Below are 16,423 nucleotides of genomic sequence, written 5' to 3'. Positions count from 1 at the left end.
AGGTCTTTCTCGTCTGTGTCCATCATTTCTCCCGTGGAAGGCCGAGGATTCGTTCGGCGATGACGTTGCGCTGAATCTCTTTCGCGCCGCCGTAGATCGAGGACGCGCGTGAATAGAGATAATCGGTTCGCCAGTCCTTCGACTCGCGATCGTTTCCGAAGAGGATCGTCTCCGGCATCGCTTCCAAAGCGGAGTCGAATAGGAACTTCTCGGCGGTCGACATCAGGTACTTGTCGAACGAGGGGAGTACGCCGAGATCCTTGCCGGCGGACAGCGAGCGCAGCGTGCGGCGTGAGAGAAGACGTAGCGCCGAGATCAGTTCGAATGCTTCGCCGGTGCGGGCGTCGGTGAGGCCCGGGGCGTCCGCAACCAGTCGGTCCAGTCGCCACCGCATCCATGCCTGCCGCTGCCACGCGGCGGCGCCTCGTTCGCAGCTGAGGATGAACATCGCGATTGCCCAGCCGCCGTCGACGTCGCCGAGGGTACGCGCTTTCGGAACCTTCACGTTGTCGAAGTGGAGGCTGGAGAAGTCTGCCTCACCCGTGATGGCGACGAGCGGGCTGACGGTGATGCCCGGGGTGTCCATATCGACGAACAGTGCCGTGATCCCTCGATGTGCTGAGTCGGGGGCTCCGGTACGGGTCAGGACGATGCAGCGGTCGGCGAACTGCGCCCAGCTCGTCCAGATCTTCTCGCCGTTGACCACCCAATGGTCGCCGGCGTCGACCGCCTTGGTGCGCAGCGAGGCGAGATCGCTTCCGGCGCCGGGCTCGGAGAAGCCCTGGCACCAGCTTTCTTCCCCACGTAACAACCGAGGAAGAACCTCGTTCGCGAGATCGGTGGGGGCATAACGCGCGATGGCGGGTCCGAGGACTTCCTGGGTCGCGAACGAGAACGGTGGGGGGTATCCGGCGGCTGCGAGTTCTTCGCTGACAACCGCGCGTAACGCGGTCACGCCGCCGAGGCCGCCGAGTTCGACGGGCCAGCCCAATCTGATCCAGCCGGCCTCGTAGAGCTCACGCTGCATCTTCGACAGGGTCGAGAAGATGCCGTCGACGTCGGTCGGAAGCTCGCGGAACTGCTCGAGCGCGTCGGCCCGCTCGGTGAGCCAGCTGCGGAAAGTGGTCCGGAGCTCGTCGATCGACATGTCACTGCGAAGTGCCGACTGGATCGTGGTCATCAGCGCACCCCTGCCTCGAGGATGTGAACGGCGCACGCCGACGCGAGTCCGATGACGTGTGTGAGTCCGACCTTGGCCCCCGTGATCTGGCGATCGCCCGCCTCGCCGCGCAGGTGAGTCGCCACCTCGTAGATGTTCGCGATGCCCGTGGCGCCCAGGGGATGGCCCTTCGAGAGCAGGCCGCCCGACACATTGACGGGGGTCTTCCCGTCGCGCCACGGCGCACCTGAGTCGAGGAAGTCCCCGGCGCCGCCCGGTTCGCACAGCCCGAGGTTGTCGTAGTGAATCAACTCGGCCGTCGCGAAGCAGTCGTGCAGTTCGACCAGGTCGAGATCCTCGGGGCCGACACCGGCCTGCTCATAGGCGGCGGTGGCCGCGTTCCGGGTGAGGGTGCTGACGTCGGGCTGAACCTGACCGCCCTCGACCCAGGGATCGGACGTCAGAACGGACGCGGAGATCTTGACAGCGCGCCGGCGAACATCCGGATCCATAGTCTTCAACTTCGCGTCGGAGACCACGACGACGCTGGCGGCGCCATCGGTATTGGGGCAGCACATCGGCAGTGTGTTGGGGAACGCGATGACGTCGGCGTTCAGGATGTCGTCGAGGCTGAATTCCTTGCGATAGTGCGCCAGGGGATTGAGCACCGAGTGCGCGTGGTTCTTCTGGGCGACCTTGGCGAAATGGGTCGCGGTGACGCCGTGAGCGAGGGCGTACTCGGTCCCGGCCTGGGCGAAGACTCCCGGCATGATTCCGGTGCCGAGGATACCCTCGGTCTTGAGCACGGAGCCGTACCGACCATTCGGGCTGTACACCTTCCGGGCGTCGCGCTTCTTGGCTGCGCCGCCGATCAGTCCGCCCTTGCCCATCTTCTCGACACCGACGGCGAGGCCGATGTCGGATTCGCCGGCCTTGATCGACAGGAGGGCGACCCGCAGTGCCGTGGCGCCGGTCGCGCAGGCGTTCACGACGTTGTAGACGGGGATGCCCGTCTGGCCGATCTGCTTCTGCAGTCGCTGGCCGTTGTGCGAGTTGGCCTCGTACACGTTGCCCATGGTGAGAATGTCGATGTCCTCGATGGTGACGTCTGCGTCGCCGAGGGCATCGAGCGCCGACTCGGCGGCGATGTCGATGAGATCCTTGTCGTCGTGACGGCCGAACGGCGTCATGGACGCGCCGATGATCCAGATGTCGCCGCTACTCATCCCTGCTCCTTCACGGGCTTGTATCCGAAGGCGATCGCCTCGGTGCCGTCGTCGTCGACGCCGGCGACGAACGTTGTCATGGTGACGGTCAGGCCCGGGGTGATGTCGTCGAGTTGGGCATCGATCAGGTTCGCCTTGACGACGCCGCCTCCATCGAGTTCGACGATCGCGGAGATGTAGGGCACCGGAACGGAGGGAGCTGCTCGGTGGACCTGGGTGTAGCCCCGCAGCTGTCCGGTGCTGGCCAGAGCCTTCCACGTGAAGTCTCGCCTACCGCAGTGCGCGCAGGCATTGCGCCGGTCGAAGTAGAGGGCATCGCATTGCGCGCACATCCGCGCTTGAAGGTGGGGTGGGTCGCCGAGCACCAGGTAGTCGACGACCGGAATCTGTCCCGGCATGGTGATCCGTCCGATCTGCGTATCGCGTAAGGGTCCGAGCAGCTACACAAAGCTCGACATGAAAATAGTATATGAGTAGAGTTTCCCGGCAAGCAACCGTGCTCGGCATCGGGTTGCGGAATCACACGTCTCTCGCAGCAAGGACACGACAAGATGACTCAGGCATGGATAGTCGACGGCGTTCGAACACCGCGGGGCAAGGGAAAGCCGACCGGCGCACTGCACGGGGTCCACCCGCAAGAGTTGCTCGCTCAGCTCCTCGCAGCGCTGGCTGAGCGCAACGACCTTGCGACGGCCGACGTCGACGACGTCATCATCGGAAACGGCGATCAACGAGACGACCACGGCGACGACATCGGGCGGCTGGCCGTGCTGGCGGCGGGCTGGCCGGTGACCGTTCCCGGCGTGACGCTGAACAGGTTCTGCGGTTCGGGGCAGCAGGCGGTGATGTTCGGTGCCGCGGGGATCGCGGCCGGCTGGCAGAAGCTCGTCGTCGCCGGCGGCGTCGAATCGATGTCGCGGTATCAGCCTCGACGCACCAGTGGCCGCCTGGACGGGGGAAATGCCGCGATCCTCGCACAACATGCTCTGGTCCCGCAGGGAATCTCGGCCGACCTGATCGCCTCGGTGGAGGGATTCACACGCGAGGAAGTCGACCGGTTTGCGCTGCAGAGCCAACAGAAGGCTGCCGAAGCGATCGCCGACGGGCGGTTCGCACGAAGTCTCGTTCCGGTGCGTGATGACGCGGGGACGATTCTTCTCGCTGCCGACGAGCATCCGCGCCCGCAGACCACCGCGGAATCGCTGGCCGCGCTGGAGCCCTCGTTCGCGCGGAGCGGTTCCAAAGTGCGTGAGCCGGAGGGCATCTCCTTCGACCAGATGGCCGTCAATGCCTACCCGCAGATCGGTGCGGTCAAACATGTGCACCATGCCGGCAATTCGTCGGGTGTCGTCGACGGCGCCGGTGCTCTCCTGCTCGCTGCTCCCGACTACGCGCGGGCTCATGGTCTGACGGCGCGGGCATCCATCCGAGCCGCGGCAGTCACAGCGGCGGACCCGATCATCATGTTGACCGCCCCGGGCCCGGCGTCCGAGCGTTGTCTCGAGCAGGCCGGCATGTCCGTGCAAGACATCGATCTGTGGGAGATCAACGAAGCGTTCGGAGCCGTGCCGCTCAAGGTGATGCGAGACCTGAAGATCGATCCGGATCGCGTCAACGTCAACGGCGGAGCCATCGCGCTGGGCCATCCGATCGGGGGAACCGGACCGATGCTGTTCCAGACCGTCCTCGACGAGTTGGAACGCCGCGACCTCGCAACCGGCCTCGTCACGATGTGTACCGGGGGTGGCATGGCGACCGCCACGATCATCGAGCGGATCTGACGACGTTGACCAAAAGCTCTATTATTAGATAATCTGACACGCGAATATCAATCGCGCAGCCACACCGATTCGACGGAGTTGATCACGAGTGCCCCAGCAAGCGCATACGTCGGACCAGCCCGCGCCCGCCACCGGGCCACTGACGGGGCTGAAAGTCCTGGAACTCGGCGGGATCGGGCCGGGACCCTTCGCGGCGATGTTGTTGTCCGACATGGGTGCAGATGTGGTCCGGGTGGATCGTCCGGGACCGGACAGCCAACTCGGGGCGACCGACGTGCTCCAGCGGGGCCGCCGTTCGCTCGTACTCGACCTGCGGCGGGAGGAATCGGTCGCGGTGCTCCTGGACCTGGTCGAGCAGGCGGACATCGTCATCGAGGGTTATCGGCCGGGCGTCGCTGAACGACTCGGCGTCGGGCCCGAGGATTGCCTCGCCCGAAACCCGCGGATCGTCTACGGCCGGATGACCGGGTGGGGCCAGTCGGGCCCCTGGGCGCAGATGGCCGGGCACGACATCAACTATGTAGCCCTGACGGGTGCCCTCCACGCCGTGGGCCGTGCAGGCGAACCGCCTGCGGTCCCGGTCAACCTGCTGGGCGATTTCGGTGCGGGGTCGACCTACCTCGTCATGGGCGTGCTCGCCGCACTGTGGGAGTCGAGACAGTCCGGTCGCGGGCAGGTCGTGGACGCCGCAATCGTCGACGGCGCGGCGTCACTCACGACCATGCTGCACGGCATGCTCCACGCCGGAAGCTGGAAAGACGAGCGCGGTGTGAACCTTCTCGACACCGGTCGCCCCTGGTACGACGTGTACGAGACGTCAGACGGTGGATGGATGACGGTGGGCGCCCTCGAATCGAAGTTCTATGCACAATTCGTCGAGCTACTCGAACTTCCCGCGCAATTCACGCGCCGTCCGAAGGAGGACGGGTGGCCGGAGCTTCGCAAACATATCGCCGATCGATTCCAGAGCAAGACCCGCGCCGAATGGACTGCGATCTTCGAGCACACCGACGCGTGCGTTGCTCCGGTTCTCACTCTCGGTGAAGCCGCCGATCACCCGCAGTTGCGCGATCGTCAGACGTTCGTCGACATCGCAGGCGTCCGGCAGCCGGCGCCCGCTCCGCGCTTCGATCGAACTCCCAGCGCGGTCCAACGCCCCCCGGCCAGGCTGGGTGAGCACACTCTCGAGGTATTGACCGACTGGGGATTGACGAGCGCGGAGGCATTGATCGCCGACGGCATCGCCGGGAACACCTATCAGCCTGCAACGACCTCGTAACCTTCTCCGCCCCCGGGCGTACGGCACAGACAGGAATCAACTCATGTCGATCACCCCAGCAGCTATCGGTGCAGTGACGGAACCGAAACGCGTTTCGTGGACCGACCGCGACACCCTTCTCTACGCGCTCGGTGTGGGAGCGGGAACGCAGGATCTGTCGTTCACCACCGAGAACAGCAACGGTGTGGAGCAGCAGGTGTTGCCCACCTACGCCGTCATCGCGTGCGCCGGATTCGGCGCATTGTCGAAGGTAGGAAAAATCAACTGGGGAAAACTCCTTCACGGATCTCAGGAGATCCGATTGTTCGCACCACTTCCTGCCGCGGGGAGTCTCGACGTGGTGTCGGAGGTGGCCGACATCCAGGACAAGGGTGAAGGGAAGAACGCTGTCATCGTCCTGCTGGCCCGGGGCACCGACCCGGACACCGGTTCGGCGGTCGTGGAGACCCGCACGACCCTGATCATCCGTGGCGCCGGTGGGTTCGGCGGCCGGCCGGGGACCCGTGCCGATGCCGTCGTGATCCCCGACCGTCTGCCGGACGCACGAGTCAGCCTGCCGACCCGCGAAGATCAGGCCTTGCTCTACCGGCTCTCCGGTGACCGCAATCCCCTGCACAGCGACCCCTGGTTCGCCACGGAGAAGGCGGGTTTTCCGCGTCCGATTCTGCACGGACTGTGCACGTACGGTGTCGCCGGGCGCGCTCTTGTCGCCGAGCTGGGTCACGGAAAAGCGCAGAGCATCACGGCGATCGCCGCGAGATTCACCTCGCCTGTATTCCCCGGTGAGACGTTGACGACGTCGGTGTGGACCACTGAACCGGGGGTGGCGGTGTTCCGCACCGAGGCAGTTGCACCCGACGGAACGAACGCACGAGTGGTCCTCGACGACGGCCGTGCCGAGTACGTCGGCTGACCACCGTTACCCCGATTGCCCGAGACAATCCCAGGAGGAAGCATGTTCACCACCGATTTCACCACCACCTTCGGGATCGAGCACCCGATAGTCTGCGGTGGGATGACGGCAGTAGGTCGAGCCGAGTTGATCTCGGCCGTTGCGAACGCCGGCGCGCTCGGATTCCTCACGGCGTTGACGCAGCCCACACCGGACGACCTGGCGAAGGAGATCGCGCGCTGCAAGGAGATGACGGATCGCCCTTTCGGTGTCAATCTGACGATTCTGCCGACCATCGATCCGGTTCCGTACGACGACTATCGTGACGTCATCATCGACTGTGGTATCAAGATCGTCGAGACCGCCGGCAGCAATCCGGCCCCGCACCTGCCGGCGTTCAAGGCGGCAGGCGTGAAGGTCATCCACAAGGCGGTCGCGGTGCGGCACGCGGTGAAGGCGCAGGCTCTCGGCGTCGACGCGGTGAGCATCGACGGCTTCGAGTGCGCGGGTCATCCGGGCGACGACGACATTCCGGGGCTCGTGTTGATTCCGGCGGCCGCACGCGCTCTGTCCATTCCCATCATTGCCAGCGGTGGGTTCGCGACCGGTGCCGGGCTCGTTGCGGCGCTTGCCCTGGGCGCTTCAGCTGTCAACATGGGCACGCGTTTCGTTGCGACCGACGAGGCGCCTGTGCACGAGAACGTGAAGCAGCAGATCGTAGCCAATGACGAGCGATCGACGGTGGTGGTGTTCCGGGAATTCCGGAACACCGCGCGCGTCGCGCGTAACGCGATCTCCGAACAGATCGTGGAGATATCGGGCAAACCCGGCGCCACGTTCGAGGACGTCGCACACCTCGCCTCCGGTAAGCGAGGTCGAACCCAGGTTCTCGAACACGGACTCGTCGACGACGGTATGTGGTGGGCAGGGCAAGCCCAGGGGCTGATCCACGAGATCGCGCCCTGCGCGGAGGTGATAGACCAGATCATCGCCGATGCCACCGAGGTGCTCGCGCACCGTCTCCAATCGATGTCGATGTAGTTATTGCGTGCGTGATCCGGTACGGATCGTCATCAGGAGGCGGCAGCAGTGGACGACAATCTCGAGGTTGCGGTAAAGGAAGTGGTGTCGGCAGCCCCGGCGCAACCCGAGACCGTCGACTGGTTGACCTTCGCGAGAGACCATCGCGACGACGGAAACACAACCATGTTCATGGCGATGCGGTCGGTCATGCGGTTGCAGCAACACATGACCTCGGTTCTCGAACGTGAGTTGAAAGAGCACTTCGGGATGAACCTGACTGACTTCCTCATGCTCAAGACACTCCAGATGAGCGATGACGGGACCCGATTGTTGAGCCGCGTCGCGTGGCACCTGCTCGTGCACGCAACGACCGTGACGATCGCGACGGACCGTCTGGAGGCCCGGGGGTTGCTGTACCGCCACACGCACCCTCGTGACCGCCGAGCGAGGTGCGTCACCATTACCGAGGAGGGGCGTGCAGTAGTCGATTCGGCGACCGAGAAGGTCAGTGGCTGTGGTTTCGGTATGCCGGGTCTCGATGCCGGGACTGCCCGGACGCTCGTGGAGTTACTGGCACCCGTGCGGCGTTCGGCAGGCGACCTCGATCGGTCTCACTGAGGCCGCCTCGAAGCTGTGGGCGGAGGTAATTCTGAAACAGCCCGTCAGTAGCTGACGAGGTTGTGGGAGCGCACGTGATCGATCTCGTTCACAGTGTGCATGGCCCACCGTCCGTCGCCATGGAAGGCGCGGGTAACCGAGGTGTGCGCTGCGTAGAAGAACATGTCTTCGCGGATCTCGAATGCTGCTGCCAGGAACGCGCTGATGACGCCGCCATGGGCGACGACAGCGAATCGCTCGCCGTCATGGTGAAGTGCCAGTTGCTCGATCTCGCGATACACGCGGGCACGGAAGTCGTCGCTGCGTTCGCTGTGAGGAAATGCCTCCCAGCGTCGTGTCCGGAGGAACTCGTCGCTTGCGGCCGAGAGCTCGTCCGCGGTGGGATCCGGGTGGGCGTCGTCGCCGAAACCGAAGACATCGATCTCGCGCAACCCGCCGAGTACCACCGGGTCCAGTGAGGACTGGTGTGCTCGCGCGACACGCATGGCGGTCTCTCGGGCACGCTCGAGATCGCTGCAGTAGATCGCAGAGAACTGTTCACCCGAGAGGTGCGCCGCTACCGCATCGGCCTGCTCGAGTCCGACATCGGAGAGTGGTGGATCCAAATGCACTGAGCGAGGCTCGGTCCCGGAGGGCGACACCTGTTGAGCGTGCCGAATGAGAACAACCTCTGTGCGCGGTCCCTCGATGAGTAGCGCCCGGTGGATCCGGTTACGCGTCGATGGCGTCGAATCGGGTGCGGGGACCTCCATGGGATGCGACGACGAACTCATGCGAGATCGGCCTCCGGCCACCAGCGTGACAACATTCCGACGACAGAATCGTCGTCCCGGGCCGGGAGACGACCCATGTAGCTGAGGTCGGAGCGATCACGCCGTGACCGCGCGAATCCGCGTGGCTGCTCCGCCTCCGAGAGCATCGGCTGACGGAGGCGCCATTCGCGGACCACGATGCGATGCGCGATCCTCCATCCTGCCCCCGGTCGGTTCTCGAAGCGGTCGATGTAACGGCAGCCGAAGACATCCATGATCAACTCGTCGCTGTCGGTCGGCCGCACGTGGTGGGCCACGCAGTAGCTCTCGGCACGCGCAGTGTCGCCGTCGACGTCGATCAGGGTGTTCTGCAGCGTATGCATCGTGCTCCCGAAATGAAGGAGGTGTTCCATCACCCACTCCACATACGCGTCAGGTCCACCCAGGAACGCTCCGCCGTGGTCATCGATCGCGTCGTCGTGATAGACGGATCGCACGAGTTCGCCATCCCGCCGGTCGATTCCCCGGCAGTACAGCTTCAATGCCCGATCGATGTCACGTTCCGCTGCGAGAAGTTCCAATGTTGCTGCGATGTCAGGCAACGGTGTCTCCAAACTGGTGGTCGATGTAGTGCCGGTGCAGCCGCGGTCGGCTGGCTGTACTCGGCCGCTTCATGCCAGCAAATCACTCTTGTCATCAATAATCAACAGTTAGATAGTATGGGGAAATGGGGCGTCGATGCTCGATCGCCACAGTTCTCGGCCTGTGCGGCGAGGACCGGTCGGCAGAGACGATTGCGCGCCCCTCGGCGATGGTCTCGAATAGGAGTGGTAGCACATGACGGTCCCCATCAGTGATCACGGTTCGATCGGCGTCGGCATCGTGGGGCTCAGCGCGTCGGGTGGTTGGGCGGCCGGTGCCCATGTGCCCGCCCTGACGAGGCTTGTCGGCTTCGAGTTGCGTGGATTGGTCGCCAGCAGCAGCGCTACGGCAAAGGCGGCGGGCGACAAGTTCGGTGTCGACCTGGCGTACGACAATGTGCGAGAACTCGCAGGCAGGGATGAGATCGACCTCGTCGTCATCACAGTGAAAGTGCCCGAACACCGTGAGCTCGTCATGACGGCTCTCGATTGCGGAAAGGCTGTTCTCTGCGAATGGCCGCTCGGCAACGGACTCGCGGAGACCGAGCAACTCGCGGAGGCGGCGCGCACGCGGGGTCTCCCAGCATTCGTCGGACTCCAGGCACGGTCGGCTCCGACCATCCGATACATGCGCGATCTGATCGCCGACGGCTATATCGGAGAGGTCCTGTCGACCAGCCTCATCGGATCGGGAGGTACCTGGGGGGCGGCCGTCGACGCCCGGAACGCGTACACCCTCGATCGTGCGAACGGCGCGACAATGCTCACCATTCCGTTCGGTCACACCATCGACGCTCTCACCATGGTGCTGGGAGAGTTCGATGACATCGCCGTCACCACGGCGACACGACGACGGCAGGTCGTCGACGGGGAGTCCAACAGGGAGATCCCGATGACCGCCGAAGACCAAATCGCGGTGAGCGGCGTTCTCGACGGCGGTGCGATCGCGTCCGTGCACTTCCGAGGTGGAATGTCCGCCGGCACGAACCTCCTCTGGGAGATCAACGGCACCGCCGGCGACCTCGTGCTGGCAGGGAACTCCGGGCATCTCCAATTGGCGGACATCGAGCTGCGCGGCTCGCGTGCCGGCAGCGACATGGCGGTGATGACGCCGCCGCGGCGCTACGAACTCGCACCGCGGGACGCGTTCGCCGACGCTCCCCGCGCCTACAACGTGGCGAACGCCTACGCGCAGATCCGGGACGACCTCGCCTCCGGGACCACGCTCGCGCCCACGTTCGCGCATGCCGTGCATCGCCATCGTCTGCTCGATCGTATCGGTGCGAGCGCCTCGAGCCGGTCGGGGTCGCGATGACAGCGCCAAGCGCTCGGATGGGCGGGGGGACTGCGACCTCCCCGAGTTGTCGATCTCGGGCGCCGGCGCGCCCGGGAGGCACCCCGTCTGTTGATCACATTGTCCTGACCGACGATTCGCTGATCACCCGCGATAACCGGCGCGGTCGCAGTGGCGGATTGGCGAGATCAATCCTCCACCACCGAGATCGTCGCTTCCGCAGCACCGGTCCGACGACAACGCGCATGTCCTTGCTCCTTCTCCGATGACTGGGCCTTCTCTGCAAGATTTCGAGCCCTCGGGTGGTCGTTTCGGGTGGGCCGATGTGATCGTTGGTAGTGATCTGTTGCACAGTGCTGTACGATCGGTTTTACTCTAAAGATCGACAATAAATCTGTCGAGTAAGAACGCACACCGAGCACGAAGGCAGAATCGATGAGCACCGGAAGTTCGCACCACGAGGACACTTCGCAGGAACTGAGCCTGCTGCAGACCCTTCGCCTCAAGGGGCGCGCGACACAGGACGCGCTCGCGTCCGCTGCTGGGATCGACGACGCAACGGTCGAACGTCTCGTCGACCGCGCTGTCGAGGCTGAACGCTGCACTCGAACGGGCCAGTTCGTGAAGCTCTCGGCATCGGGAAAGGAGCGACTCGCGGAACTGACTGCCGCTGAGCGAGCGTCGGTCGACCACGCAGGCCTGGAGAGCCTGTACGAGCAGTTCGACTCTTACAACAACGACCTCAAGGCCCTCGTCACCGACTGGCAGATGAAGGATGGGGCCACACCCAACGATCACGCAGATGCGGCATACGACGAGGAGATCGTGCGTCGGCTGTCCGAACTGCATGAGTCCTTCCTGCCGTGGCTGGGAAAGCTCGCGGTGCTGAACAAGCGCCTGGCTCACTACACAGCCCGATTCGACACCGCTGTCGACAAGGTCAACAGCGGCGACCACAGCTTTATCGCGCGACCGATTGCCGACAGCTACCACACCGTGTGGTTCGAGCTGCACGAAGAATTGATCGGCCTGCTCGGCAGAGATCGCGCATCCGAGGCCGCAGCCGGCCGAGCGGTCTGATCACCGTCACCATTCATGGACTGATATTGGTTAGGAAGGACAAAAGATGACGGTCTTGCGCCTGGGGCAGTGCCCGGATGCGGAGCGCGAGCTCATCGGAGGAAAGGCGTTCAGCATCAATTCGATGCTCACCCTCGGACTCCCGGTGCCCCCCGCGTTCGTTCTGGGAACCGATGAATGCGCACGGTACTACGCTTCCGACCGGAAGCTCGCCGATGATGTGCTGACAGAATTGCGACGGGGGATCGAATCTCTCGAAAGCACACTCGGGCGTACGTTCGGAGCTGCGCAAAAGCCGCTGCTCGTCTCCGTTCGATCCGGTGCGCCCCGCAGCATGCCGGGGATGATGGACACCGTTCTGAACCTCGGCATCAACGACGCCGTCGAGGCGGCTCTTCGCGACGAAACCGCCGACTCGGATTATGCAGCGGACACCCATCGCCGCTTCAAGGAGCAGTTCCGAAAGGTTGTCGGGAGTGACCCGTCGCCGGAGCCCTGGGAGCAGCTCGAAGCCGCCGTCGCGGCCGTATTCAATTCCTGGCACTCGCCTCGCGCGGTGGCCTACCGCCGCCACCACGGGATCTCCGACGACGGGGGAACCGCGGTCACGGTGCAGGCCATGGTCTTCGGCAATCTGGACGATCATTCAGGGACGGGCGTGCTGTTCACCCGCGACCCCGTCACTGCGCAGTCCGCGCCTTTCGGCGAATGGCTCCCCAAGGGGCAGGGCGAGGATGTCGTCTCCGGACGCTGCACGCCGCTCACTCTCGGCCACCTCGCCGAGTCCATGCCTGAAGTTCACAAGCAACTGATGGAGTCCGCGGACCTTCTCGAACGCACATTCCGTGACGTCCAGGACATCGAGTTCACCGTCGAGTCGGGGCATCTGTGGTTGCTCCAGACGCGTTCCGCGAAGCGCTCGGCGAGCGCCGCAGTGCACCATGCCGTCACGTTCGAAAAGGAAGGCATCGTCACGCCCGAGGGCGCACTGTCGATGATCAGCCCCGAGCAGTTGAGCGCGTTTCTCCGCCCTCATCTCGCGCCGACGGCCCGCATCGGTGCCACGCTACTGGCGCGGGGGGAAGTCGCGTGTCCAGGCGTGGTCACCGGTCTGGTGGTCGGCACGGCAGACGAGGCGGAGGAGATGGCCGAACAAGGCATCGATGTCATCCTCGCTCGCCCGACGACCGATCCGGACGACGTCCACGGAATTCTCGCCGCCAAGGCGATCATTACCGAGATCGGAGGGGCCACCTCGCATGCGGCGGTGGTCAGTCGCGAATTCAACCGGGCATGCGTCGTCGGCTGTGGAGAGGGCTCGCTCATGAGTCTGGTCGGCAAGAACGTCACGGTCGACGCATCGGCGGGTGAGATATTCGACGGCGTCCTGGAAGTGGAGATTCCCTCGAAGGACACGCATCCCGATCTCCGCGTCGTCACCGAGTGGCTTGCGGCGAGTGCAACGGGGTGCGACAACCCGCTCAACAAGATTCTCGCGGCTGCGCATTAGACACGAATCAGCGCAACGCAAATTGGTGAGACATGGTGCCGGGTGTGGCCCCTCAGTGAGTCCGCTGAGGGGCCATACCTTTTCGAGACTTTCGCGACGTTCGGGCTATCTCTGCGGACCGCCGAACCTTCACACATCGACAGGGAAGGATGCGCGAAATGACCACAGGTCACGACGGCGGTTGCTTCGGTTGCGGCAGCGACAACCCGATCGGCCTCAAACTCCGGTGTACCGCTGGCCCGGGGTTGTCGCTGCGCGCGTCGGTGGTACCGGCAGCAACGAATCTACGATGCATCGGCCCCGTACCGTTCGGGATCATCTCAGCGATTCTGGAGGAGTCGATGGGATTGCTGGGTGGGCTGGTACCGACATCGATGCATGTCGAGCACCTGTCGATCGATTGCGACCATTTCCCGCATGCTGAGCAGGAACTCACCGTCGAGGCCGCGATCGATGAGATCGTCGGCGACCGCATCTGCACCAGCGCGGTTGCACGATCTGTAGGTGGCCGCCTCGTCGCGACTGCCACAGGAACCTACGTGGCGGAGGGCGCTTTGCGCCCCGTGCGCCTTTTTGGTAGCTGCAACAACCAGAAAGGCGCACGGGCGGCGGAGCCGCCTACCGCGGCGCCATGCGCAGAGCGCCGTCCATACGAATGGTCTCACCGTTGAGGTAGTCGTGTTCGACGATCATCTGTGCGAGTTGCGCGTACTCGGCGGGCTGCCCGAGGCGCGAGGGGAACGGGACCCCGGCCTCGAGGCCCTGGCGGTATTCGTCGGTGACGCCGGCGAGCATCGGGGTGTCGATGATGCCGGGGGCGATGGTGTTCACGCGGATGCCGAACTGCGCGAGGTCGCGGGCAGCGGGGACGGTCATGCCGTGCACACCGCCCTTGGACGCGGAGTAGGCGATCTGGCCGATCTGGCCCTCGAATGCGGCGACGGAGGCGGTGTTGATGACGACGCCGCGCTGACCGGACTCGTCGACGGTGTCCGTCTTGGCGATGGCGTCCGCGGTGAGGCGCATGACGTTGAACGTGCCGAGCAGGTTGACGGTGATGACGGTGCGGAACAGTTCGAGGTCGTGCGGGCCCTTCTTCGACAGGATGCGGCCGGCCCAGCCCACGCCGGCGCAGTTGACGACGATGCGCAGCGGCAGCCCCGACTCGACGATCTTGTCGATCGCGGCCTGGACCTCGTCGCCGCTGGTGACGTCGGTGGCGAGGAGGGTCACGCCGTCGGGGACGTTGTCGCCGGCGCGCTCGATGGACTGCTGCAGGTCCAGTCCGAACACGGTGGCTCCCGCGTCGGCGAGACGCTTGGCGGTGGCGGCGCCGAGGCCGGAGGCGGCCCCGGTGACCAGTGCGGCGGTGCGTTCGATGTCCATGCGGTGTCCATCCTTGAAGTAGGGCCGATCGGTCGCAATACACTTATGATCGATAATCTATGTATAGAGTAGTGGCGCGGGGTCGCGGGTCAAGTCGGTGGCCGAAGAATGGAGCGAAACACATGTCTTACCCAGGTACTTTCGCGGAATCACAACCTGATCGCCCCGCAATGGTCATGGCCGGTTCCGGTGTACGGATCAGCTACCGCGAACTGGATCAAAGGTCGCGTTCTCTCGCGAAAGTATTCCGAAGCAGGGGGCTGGAGGCCGGTGACACCGTCGCAGTCGTCAGCGAGTATCGTGTCGAATGGGCCGAGGTCATCTGGGCGACCGCGCGCGCAGGGTTTGATATCGCGCCCGTCAACCGGCATCTGGGCGGCGACGAACTCTCTACGGTCCTGGGCGCGTGCGACGCCCGTGTCGTCGTCGCTTCCCAGGGTTGTATGGACGCTGTCCAGGCGGCGATCAGCGGCCTGCCCCGGATTGGCACGGTGTTGGTAATAGGCGGCGAGTCCGACGCGACAAATGGATCGGGCAACTTCGTAAACTACGAAGAAGCACTGTCCTCGGTTGGTACCGACACGGAGTTGATGAACGAGCAACTCGGTGGTCGAGTGATGTTCAGTGCGGGAACTACAGGCATACCGAAAGCGATACGCCATCCTGCCCCTGCGGTCCATCCCGCGGATGCCCCGCTTCACCTCGGGAAATATACGGAGTTGTTCGACTTCGACATCGACACCGTGTATTTGTCACCTGCGCCGCTCTATCACACCGCTCCGTTCCGATTCGTATTGGCGATCACACAGCTCGGCGGGACTGTTGTGTGCATGGAACGATTCGACCCGGTTCAGGCGCTGCAGGCAATCAGCGAGTACAGGGTCACCCATGCGCAATTCGTTCCCACGATGTTGGTTCGCATGGATCGGCTCCCCGAAGCGGTTAAGAGTTCCGCCGATCTATCCAGCCTGAAGGTGGCCATAACGGGGGCTGCCCCGTGCCCGCCGGAGCTCAAGCGTCGGATCATGAGCTGGTGGGGACCCGTGCTCCACGAGCTCTACGGTGCATCTGAGAGTTACGGCAACTGCCATATCGGACCGGCTGAATGTCTCGCTCGCCCCGGCTCGGTCGGCCGAGCACTCGTCGGCACTATTCACATCACCGACGACGAGGGAAACGAGCGCCCAGTCGGCCAGGACGGCGTCGTGTGGTTTGAAGGTACTTCGAAGTTCGCGTACACCGACGCGGGGGAAGGGCGTTGCGACAACGGTGAGCAATGGCCAGGTGAGAGGGGATGGCAGACCGTGGGAGACATCGGCTACCTCGACAGCGACGGCTATCTCTATTTGACCGGGCGGAGGAATCAGCTGATCATCTCGGGAGGAGTCAACATTTATCCGCAGGAGATCGAGGATCTTTTGCTGCTGCACCCCGCTGTGTCCGACGTCGCGGTAGTCGGTCTTCCGCACAGTGAATACGGTGAGGTCGTCGCGGCGTATGTCGTGCCGCGCGAACAACTTCTGAACGAGGTGCAGGTCGAGTCGATCCTGACCGCCTACTGCCGGTCGAAGCTTGCCGGCTACAAGTGCCCGCGAAGGTTCGTCGTCGTCGACAACCTCCCGCGAGGGGACAACGGAAAGCTGTACAAGAGATTCATCGAGACCTCACTGCAAAACTGAGCGAAAACCAGGATCACGTGCCGGTCTCCAGTACCGAATCGCGTGATCCTGGCTTATCGAACGAGGCCGGCCGGCCACCGCAGGATGCTCTGGGCGGGAGTGT

16 protein-coding genes are annotated in these 16,423 nt (G+C 64.3%); 10 read left to right on the top strand and 6 right to left on the bottom strand.

Features of this window, described 5'->3' with window-relative positions:
• Nucleotides 1-22 precede the first annotated feature (22 nt).
• Genes ROP_RS12255 through ROP_RS12245 form a run of 3 tightly spaced genes read right to left on the bottom strand, consistent with a single transcriptional unit; the run spans nucleotide 23 to nucleotide 2,783 of the window.
• Entirely contained in the window at nucleotides 23-1,180 is a 1,158-nt protein-coding gene (locus tag ROP_RS12255) for an acyl-CoA dehydrogenase family protein (RefSeq protein ID WP_012689667.1), read from the bottom strand.
• A complete protein-coding gene (locus tag ROP_RS12250; RefSeq protein WP_012689666.1) occupies nucleotides 1,180-2,385 on the bottom strand; it encodes a thiolase family protein in 1,206 nt (401 codons plus the stop codon). The genes ROP_RS12255 and ROP_RS12250 overlap by 1 nt, the downstream gene beginning before the upstream one ends.
• Entirely contained in the window at nucleotides 2,382-2,783 is a 402-nt protein-coding gene (locus tag ROP_RS12245; protein WP_012689665.1) for a Zn-ribbon domain-containing OB-fold protein, read from the bottom strand. Before ROP_RS12245 ends, ROP_RS12250 begins: the two co-directional genes overlap by 4 nt.
• Before the next feature lie 153 nt (nucleotides 2,784-2,936).
• Between ROP_RS12245 and ROP_RS12240 the strand changes: the two genes are divergently transcribed.
• The 5 genes from ROP_RS12240 to ROP_RS12220 all read left to right on the top strand — a co-directional run bounded on the left by ROP_RS12240 (nucleotide 2,937) and on the right by ROP_RS12220 (nucleotide 7,978).
• A complete protein-coding gene (locus ROP_RS12240) occupies nucleotides 2,937-4,166 on the top strand; it encodes an acetyl-CoA C-acetyltransferase (protein ID WP_012689664.1) in 1,230 nt (409 codons plus the stop codon).
• Between the two features lie 88 nt (nucleotides 4,167-4,254).
• Nucleotides 4,255-5,445, top strand: coding sequence for a CaiB/BaiF CoA transferase family protein (locus ROP_RS12235; protein ID WP_012689663.1), 1,191 nt, complete (start codon nucleotides 4,255-4,257; stop codon nucleotides 5,443-5,445).
• A 43-nt stretch (nucleotides 5,446-5,488) separates the two neighbouring features.
• Nucleotides 5,489-6,358, top strand: coding sequence for a MaoC/PaaZ C-terminal domain-containing protein (locus ROP_RS12230; protein ID WP_012689662.1), 870 nt, complete (start codon nucleotides 5,489-5,491; stop codon nucleotides 6,356-6,358).
• A 42-nt stretch (nucleotides 6,359-6,400) separates the two neighbouring features.
• On the top strand, nucleotides 6,401-7,378 hold the full coding sequence (locus ROP_RS12225) for an NAD(P)H-dependent flavin oxidoreductase (RefSeq protein WP_012689661.1): 978 nt from the start codon (nucleotides 6,401-6,403) through the stop codon (nucleotides 7,376-7,378).
• A 48-nt stretch (nucleotides 7,379-7,426) separates the two neighbouring features.
• Nucleotides 7,427-7,978, top strand: a complete 552-nt coding sequence (locus ROP_RS12220) for a MarR family winged helix-turn-helix transcriptional regulator (protein ID WP_012689660.1) — start codon at nucleotides 7,427-7,429, stop codon at nucleotides 7,976-7,978.
• 44 nt (nucleotides 7,979-8,022) lie between these two features.
• Here the strand turns inward: ROP_RS12220 and ROP_RS12215 are convergent, their stop codons facing one another.
• Nucleotides 8,023-8,730, bottom strand: a complete 708-nt coding sequence (locus tag ROP_RS12215) for a histidine phosphatase family protein (RefSeq protein WP_012689659.1) — start codon at nucleotides 8,728-8,730, stop codon at nucleotides 8,023-8,025.
• 17 nt (nucleotides 8,731-8,747) lie between these two features.
• Nucleotides 8,748-9,332, bottom strand: a complete 585-nt coding sequence (locus ROP_RS12210) for a nuclear transport factor 2 family protein (protein ID WP_231868889.1) — start codon at nucleotides 9,330-9,332, stop codon at nucleotides 8,748-8,750.
• Between the two features lie 235 nt (nucleotides 9,333-9,567).
• Here ROP_RS12210 and ROP_RS12205 point away from each other — a divergent pair, with 235 nt between their 5' ends.
• From ROP_RS12205 to ROP_RS41080, 4 genes are all read left to right on the top strand, one after another.
• Nucleotides 9,568-10,686, top strand: coding sequence for a Gfo/Idh/MocA family protein (locus ROP_RS12205; RefSeq protein ID WP_012689657.1), 1,119 nt, complete (start codon nucleotides 9,568-9,570; stop codon nucleotides 10,684-10,686).
• Between the two features lie 414 nt (nucleotides 10,687-11,100).
• Nucleotides 11,101-11,745 (top strand): hypothetical protein, encoded by a 645-nt coding sequence (locus ROP_RS12200; protein ID WP_012689656.1) that lies wholly within the window; start codon nucleotides 11,101-11,103, stop codon nucleotides 11,743-11,745.
• 46 nt (nucleotides 11,746-11,791) lie between these two features.
• Nucleotides 11,792-13,255 (top strand): pyruvate, phosphate dikinase, encoded by a 1,464-nt coding sequence (locus ROP_RS12195; RefSeq protein WP_012689655.1) that lies wholly within the window; start codon nucleotides 11,792-11,794, stop codon nucleotides 13,253-13,255.
• 158 nt (nucleotides 13,256-13,413) lie between these two features.
• Nucleotides 13,414-13,926 carry a hypothetical protein gene (locus ROP_RS41080; RefSeq protein WP_012689654.1) on the top strand — a complete coding sequence of 171 codons (513 nt, stop codon included), beginning with the start codon at nucleotides 13,414-13,416 and terminating at the stop codon, nucleotides 13,924-13,926.
• Here the strand turns inward: ROP_RS41080 and ROP_RS12190 are convergent.
• Nucleotides 13,874-14,641 (bottom strand): SDR family NAD(P)-dependent oxidoreductase, encoded by a 768-nt coding sequence (locus tag ROP_RS12190; protein ID WP_012689653.1) that lies wholly within the window; start codon nucleotides 14,639-14,641, stop codon nucleotides 13,874-13,876. The two genes, ROP_RS41080 and ROP_RS12190, sit on opposite strands and share 53 nt — an antisense overlap.
• A 122-nt stretch (nucleotides 14,642-14,763) precedes the next feature.
• Here ROP_RS12190 and ROP_RS12185 point away from each other — a divergent pair, with 122 nt between their 5' ends.
• A complete protein-coding gene (locus ROP_RS12185; protein WP_012689652.1) occupies nucleotides 14,764-16,320 on the top strand; it encodes an AMP-binding protein in 1,557 nt (518 codons plus the stop codon).
• Nucleotides 16,321-16,423: the final 103 nt, after the last annotated feature.

Origin of the sequence: Rhodococcus opacus B4 (genome assembly GCF_000010805.1) — a bacterium.
Classification (GTDB): domain Bacteria; phylum Actinomycetota; class Actinomycetes; order Mycobacteriales; family Mycobacteriaceae; genus Rhodococcus_F; species Rhodococcus_F opacus_C.
The sequence above is the reverse complement of the archived record's forward strand: the minus strand, read 5'-3'. Positions and strand labels throughout refer to the sequence as shown.

What these genes read in the sequence shown, in the direction of transcription:
- ROP_RS12250 (WP_012689666.1), bottom strand. Translation starts at nt 2,385, where the DNA reads ATGAGTAGCGGCGACATCTGGATCATCGGCGCGTCCATGACGCCGTTC.
- ROP_RS12215 (WP_012689659.1), bottom strand. Translation starts at nt 8,730, where the DNA reads ATGGAGGTCCCCGCACCCGATTCGACGCCATCGACGCGTAACCGGATC.
- ROP_RS12255 (WP_012689667.1), bottom strand. Translation starts at nt 1,180, where the DNA reads ATGACCACGATCCAGTCGGCACTTCGCAGTGACATGTCGATCGACGAG.
- ROP_RS12185 (WP_012689652.1), top strand. Translation starts at nt 14,764, where the DNA reads ATGTCTTACCCAGGTACTTTCGCGGAATCACAACCTGATCGCCCCGCA.
- ROP_RS41080 (WP_012689654.1), top strand. Translation starts at nt 13,414, where the DNA reads ATGACCACAGGTCACGACGGCGGTTGCTTCGGTTGCGGCAGCGACAAC.
- ROP_RS12230 (WP_012689662.1), top strand. Translation starts at nt 5,489, where the DNA reads ATGTCGATCACCCCAGCAGCTATCGGTGCAGTGACGGAACCGAAACGC.
- ROP_RS12195 (WP_012689655.1), top strand. Translation starts at nt 11,792, where the DNA reads ATGACGGTCTTGCGCCTGGGGCAGTGCCCGGATGCGGAGCGCGAGCTC.
- ROP_RS12190 (WP_012689653.1), bottom strand. Translation starts at nt 14,641, where the DNA reads ATGGACATCGAACGCACCGCCGCACTGGTCACCGGGGCCGCCTCCGGC.
- ROP_RS12205 (WP_012689657.1), top strand. Translation starts at nt 9,568, where the DNA reads ATGACGGTCCCCATCAGTGATCACGGTTCGATCGGCGTCGGCATCGTG.
- ROP_RS12245 (WP_012689665.1), bottom strand. Translation starts at nt 2,783, where the DNA reads ATGCCGGGACAGATTCCGGTCGTCGACTACCTGGTGCTCGGCGACCCA.
- ROP_RS12225 (WP_012689661.1), top strand. Translation starts at nt 6,401, where the DNA reads ATGTTCACCACCGATTTCACCACCACCTTCGGGATCGAGCACCCGATA.
- ROP_RS12240 (WP_012689664.1), top strand. Translation starts at nt 2,937, where the DNA reads ATGACTCAGGCATGGATAGTCGACGGCGTTCGAACACCGCGGGGCAAG.
- ROP_RS12200 (WP_012689656.1), top strand. Translation starts at nt 11,101, where the DNA reads ATGAGCACCGGAAGTTCGCACCACGAGGACACTTCGCAGGAACTGAGC.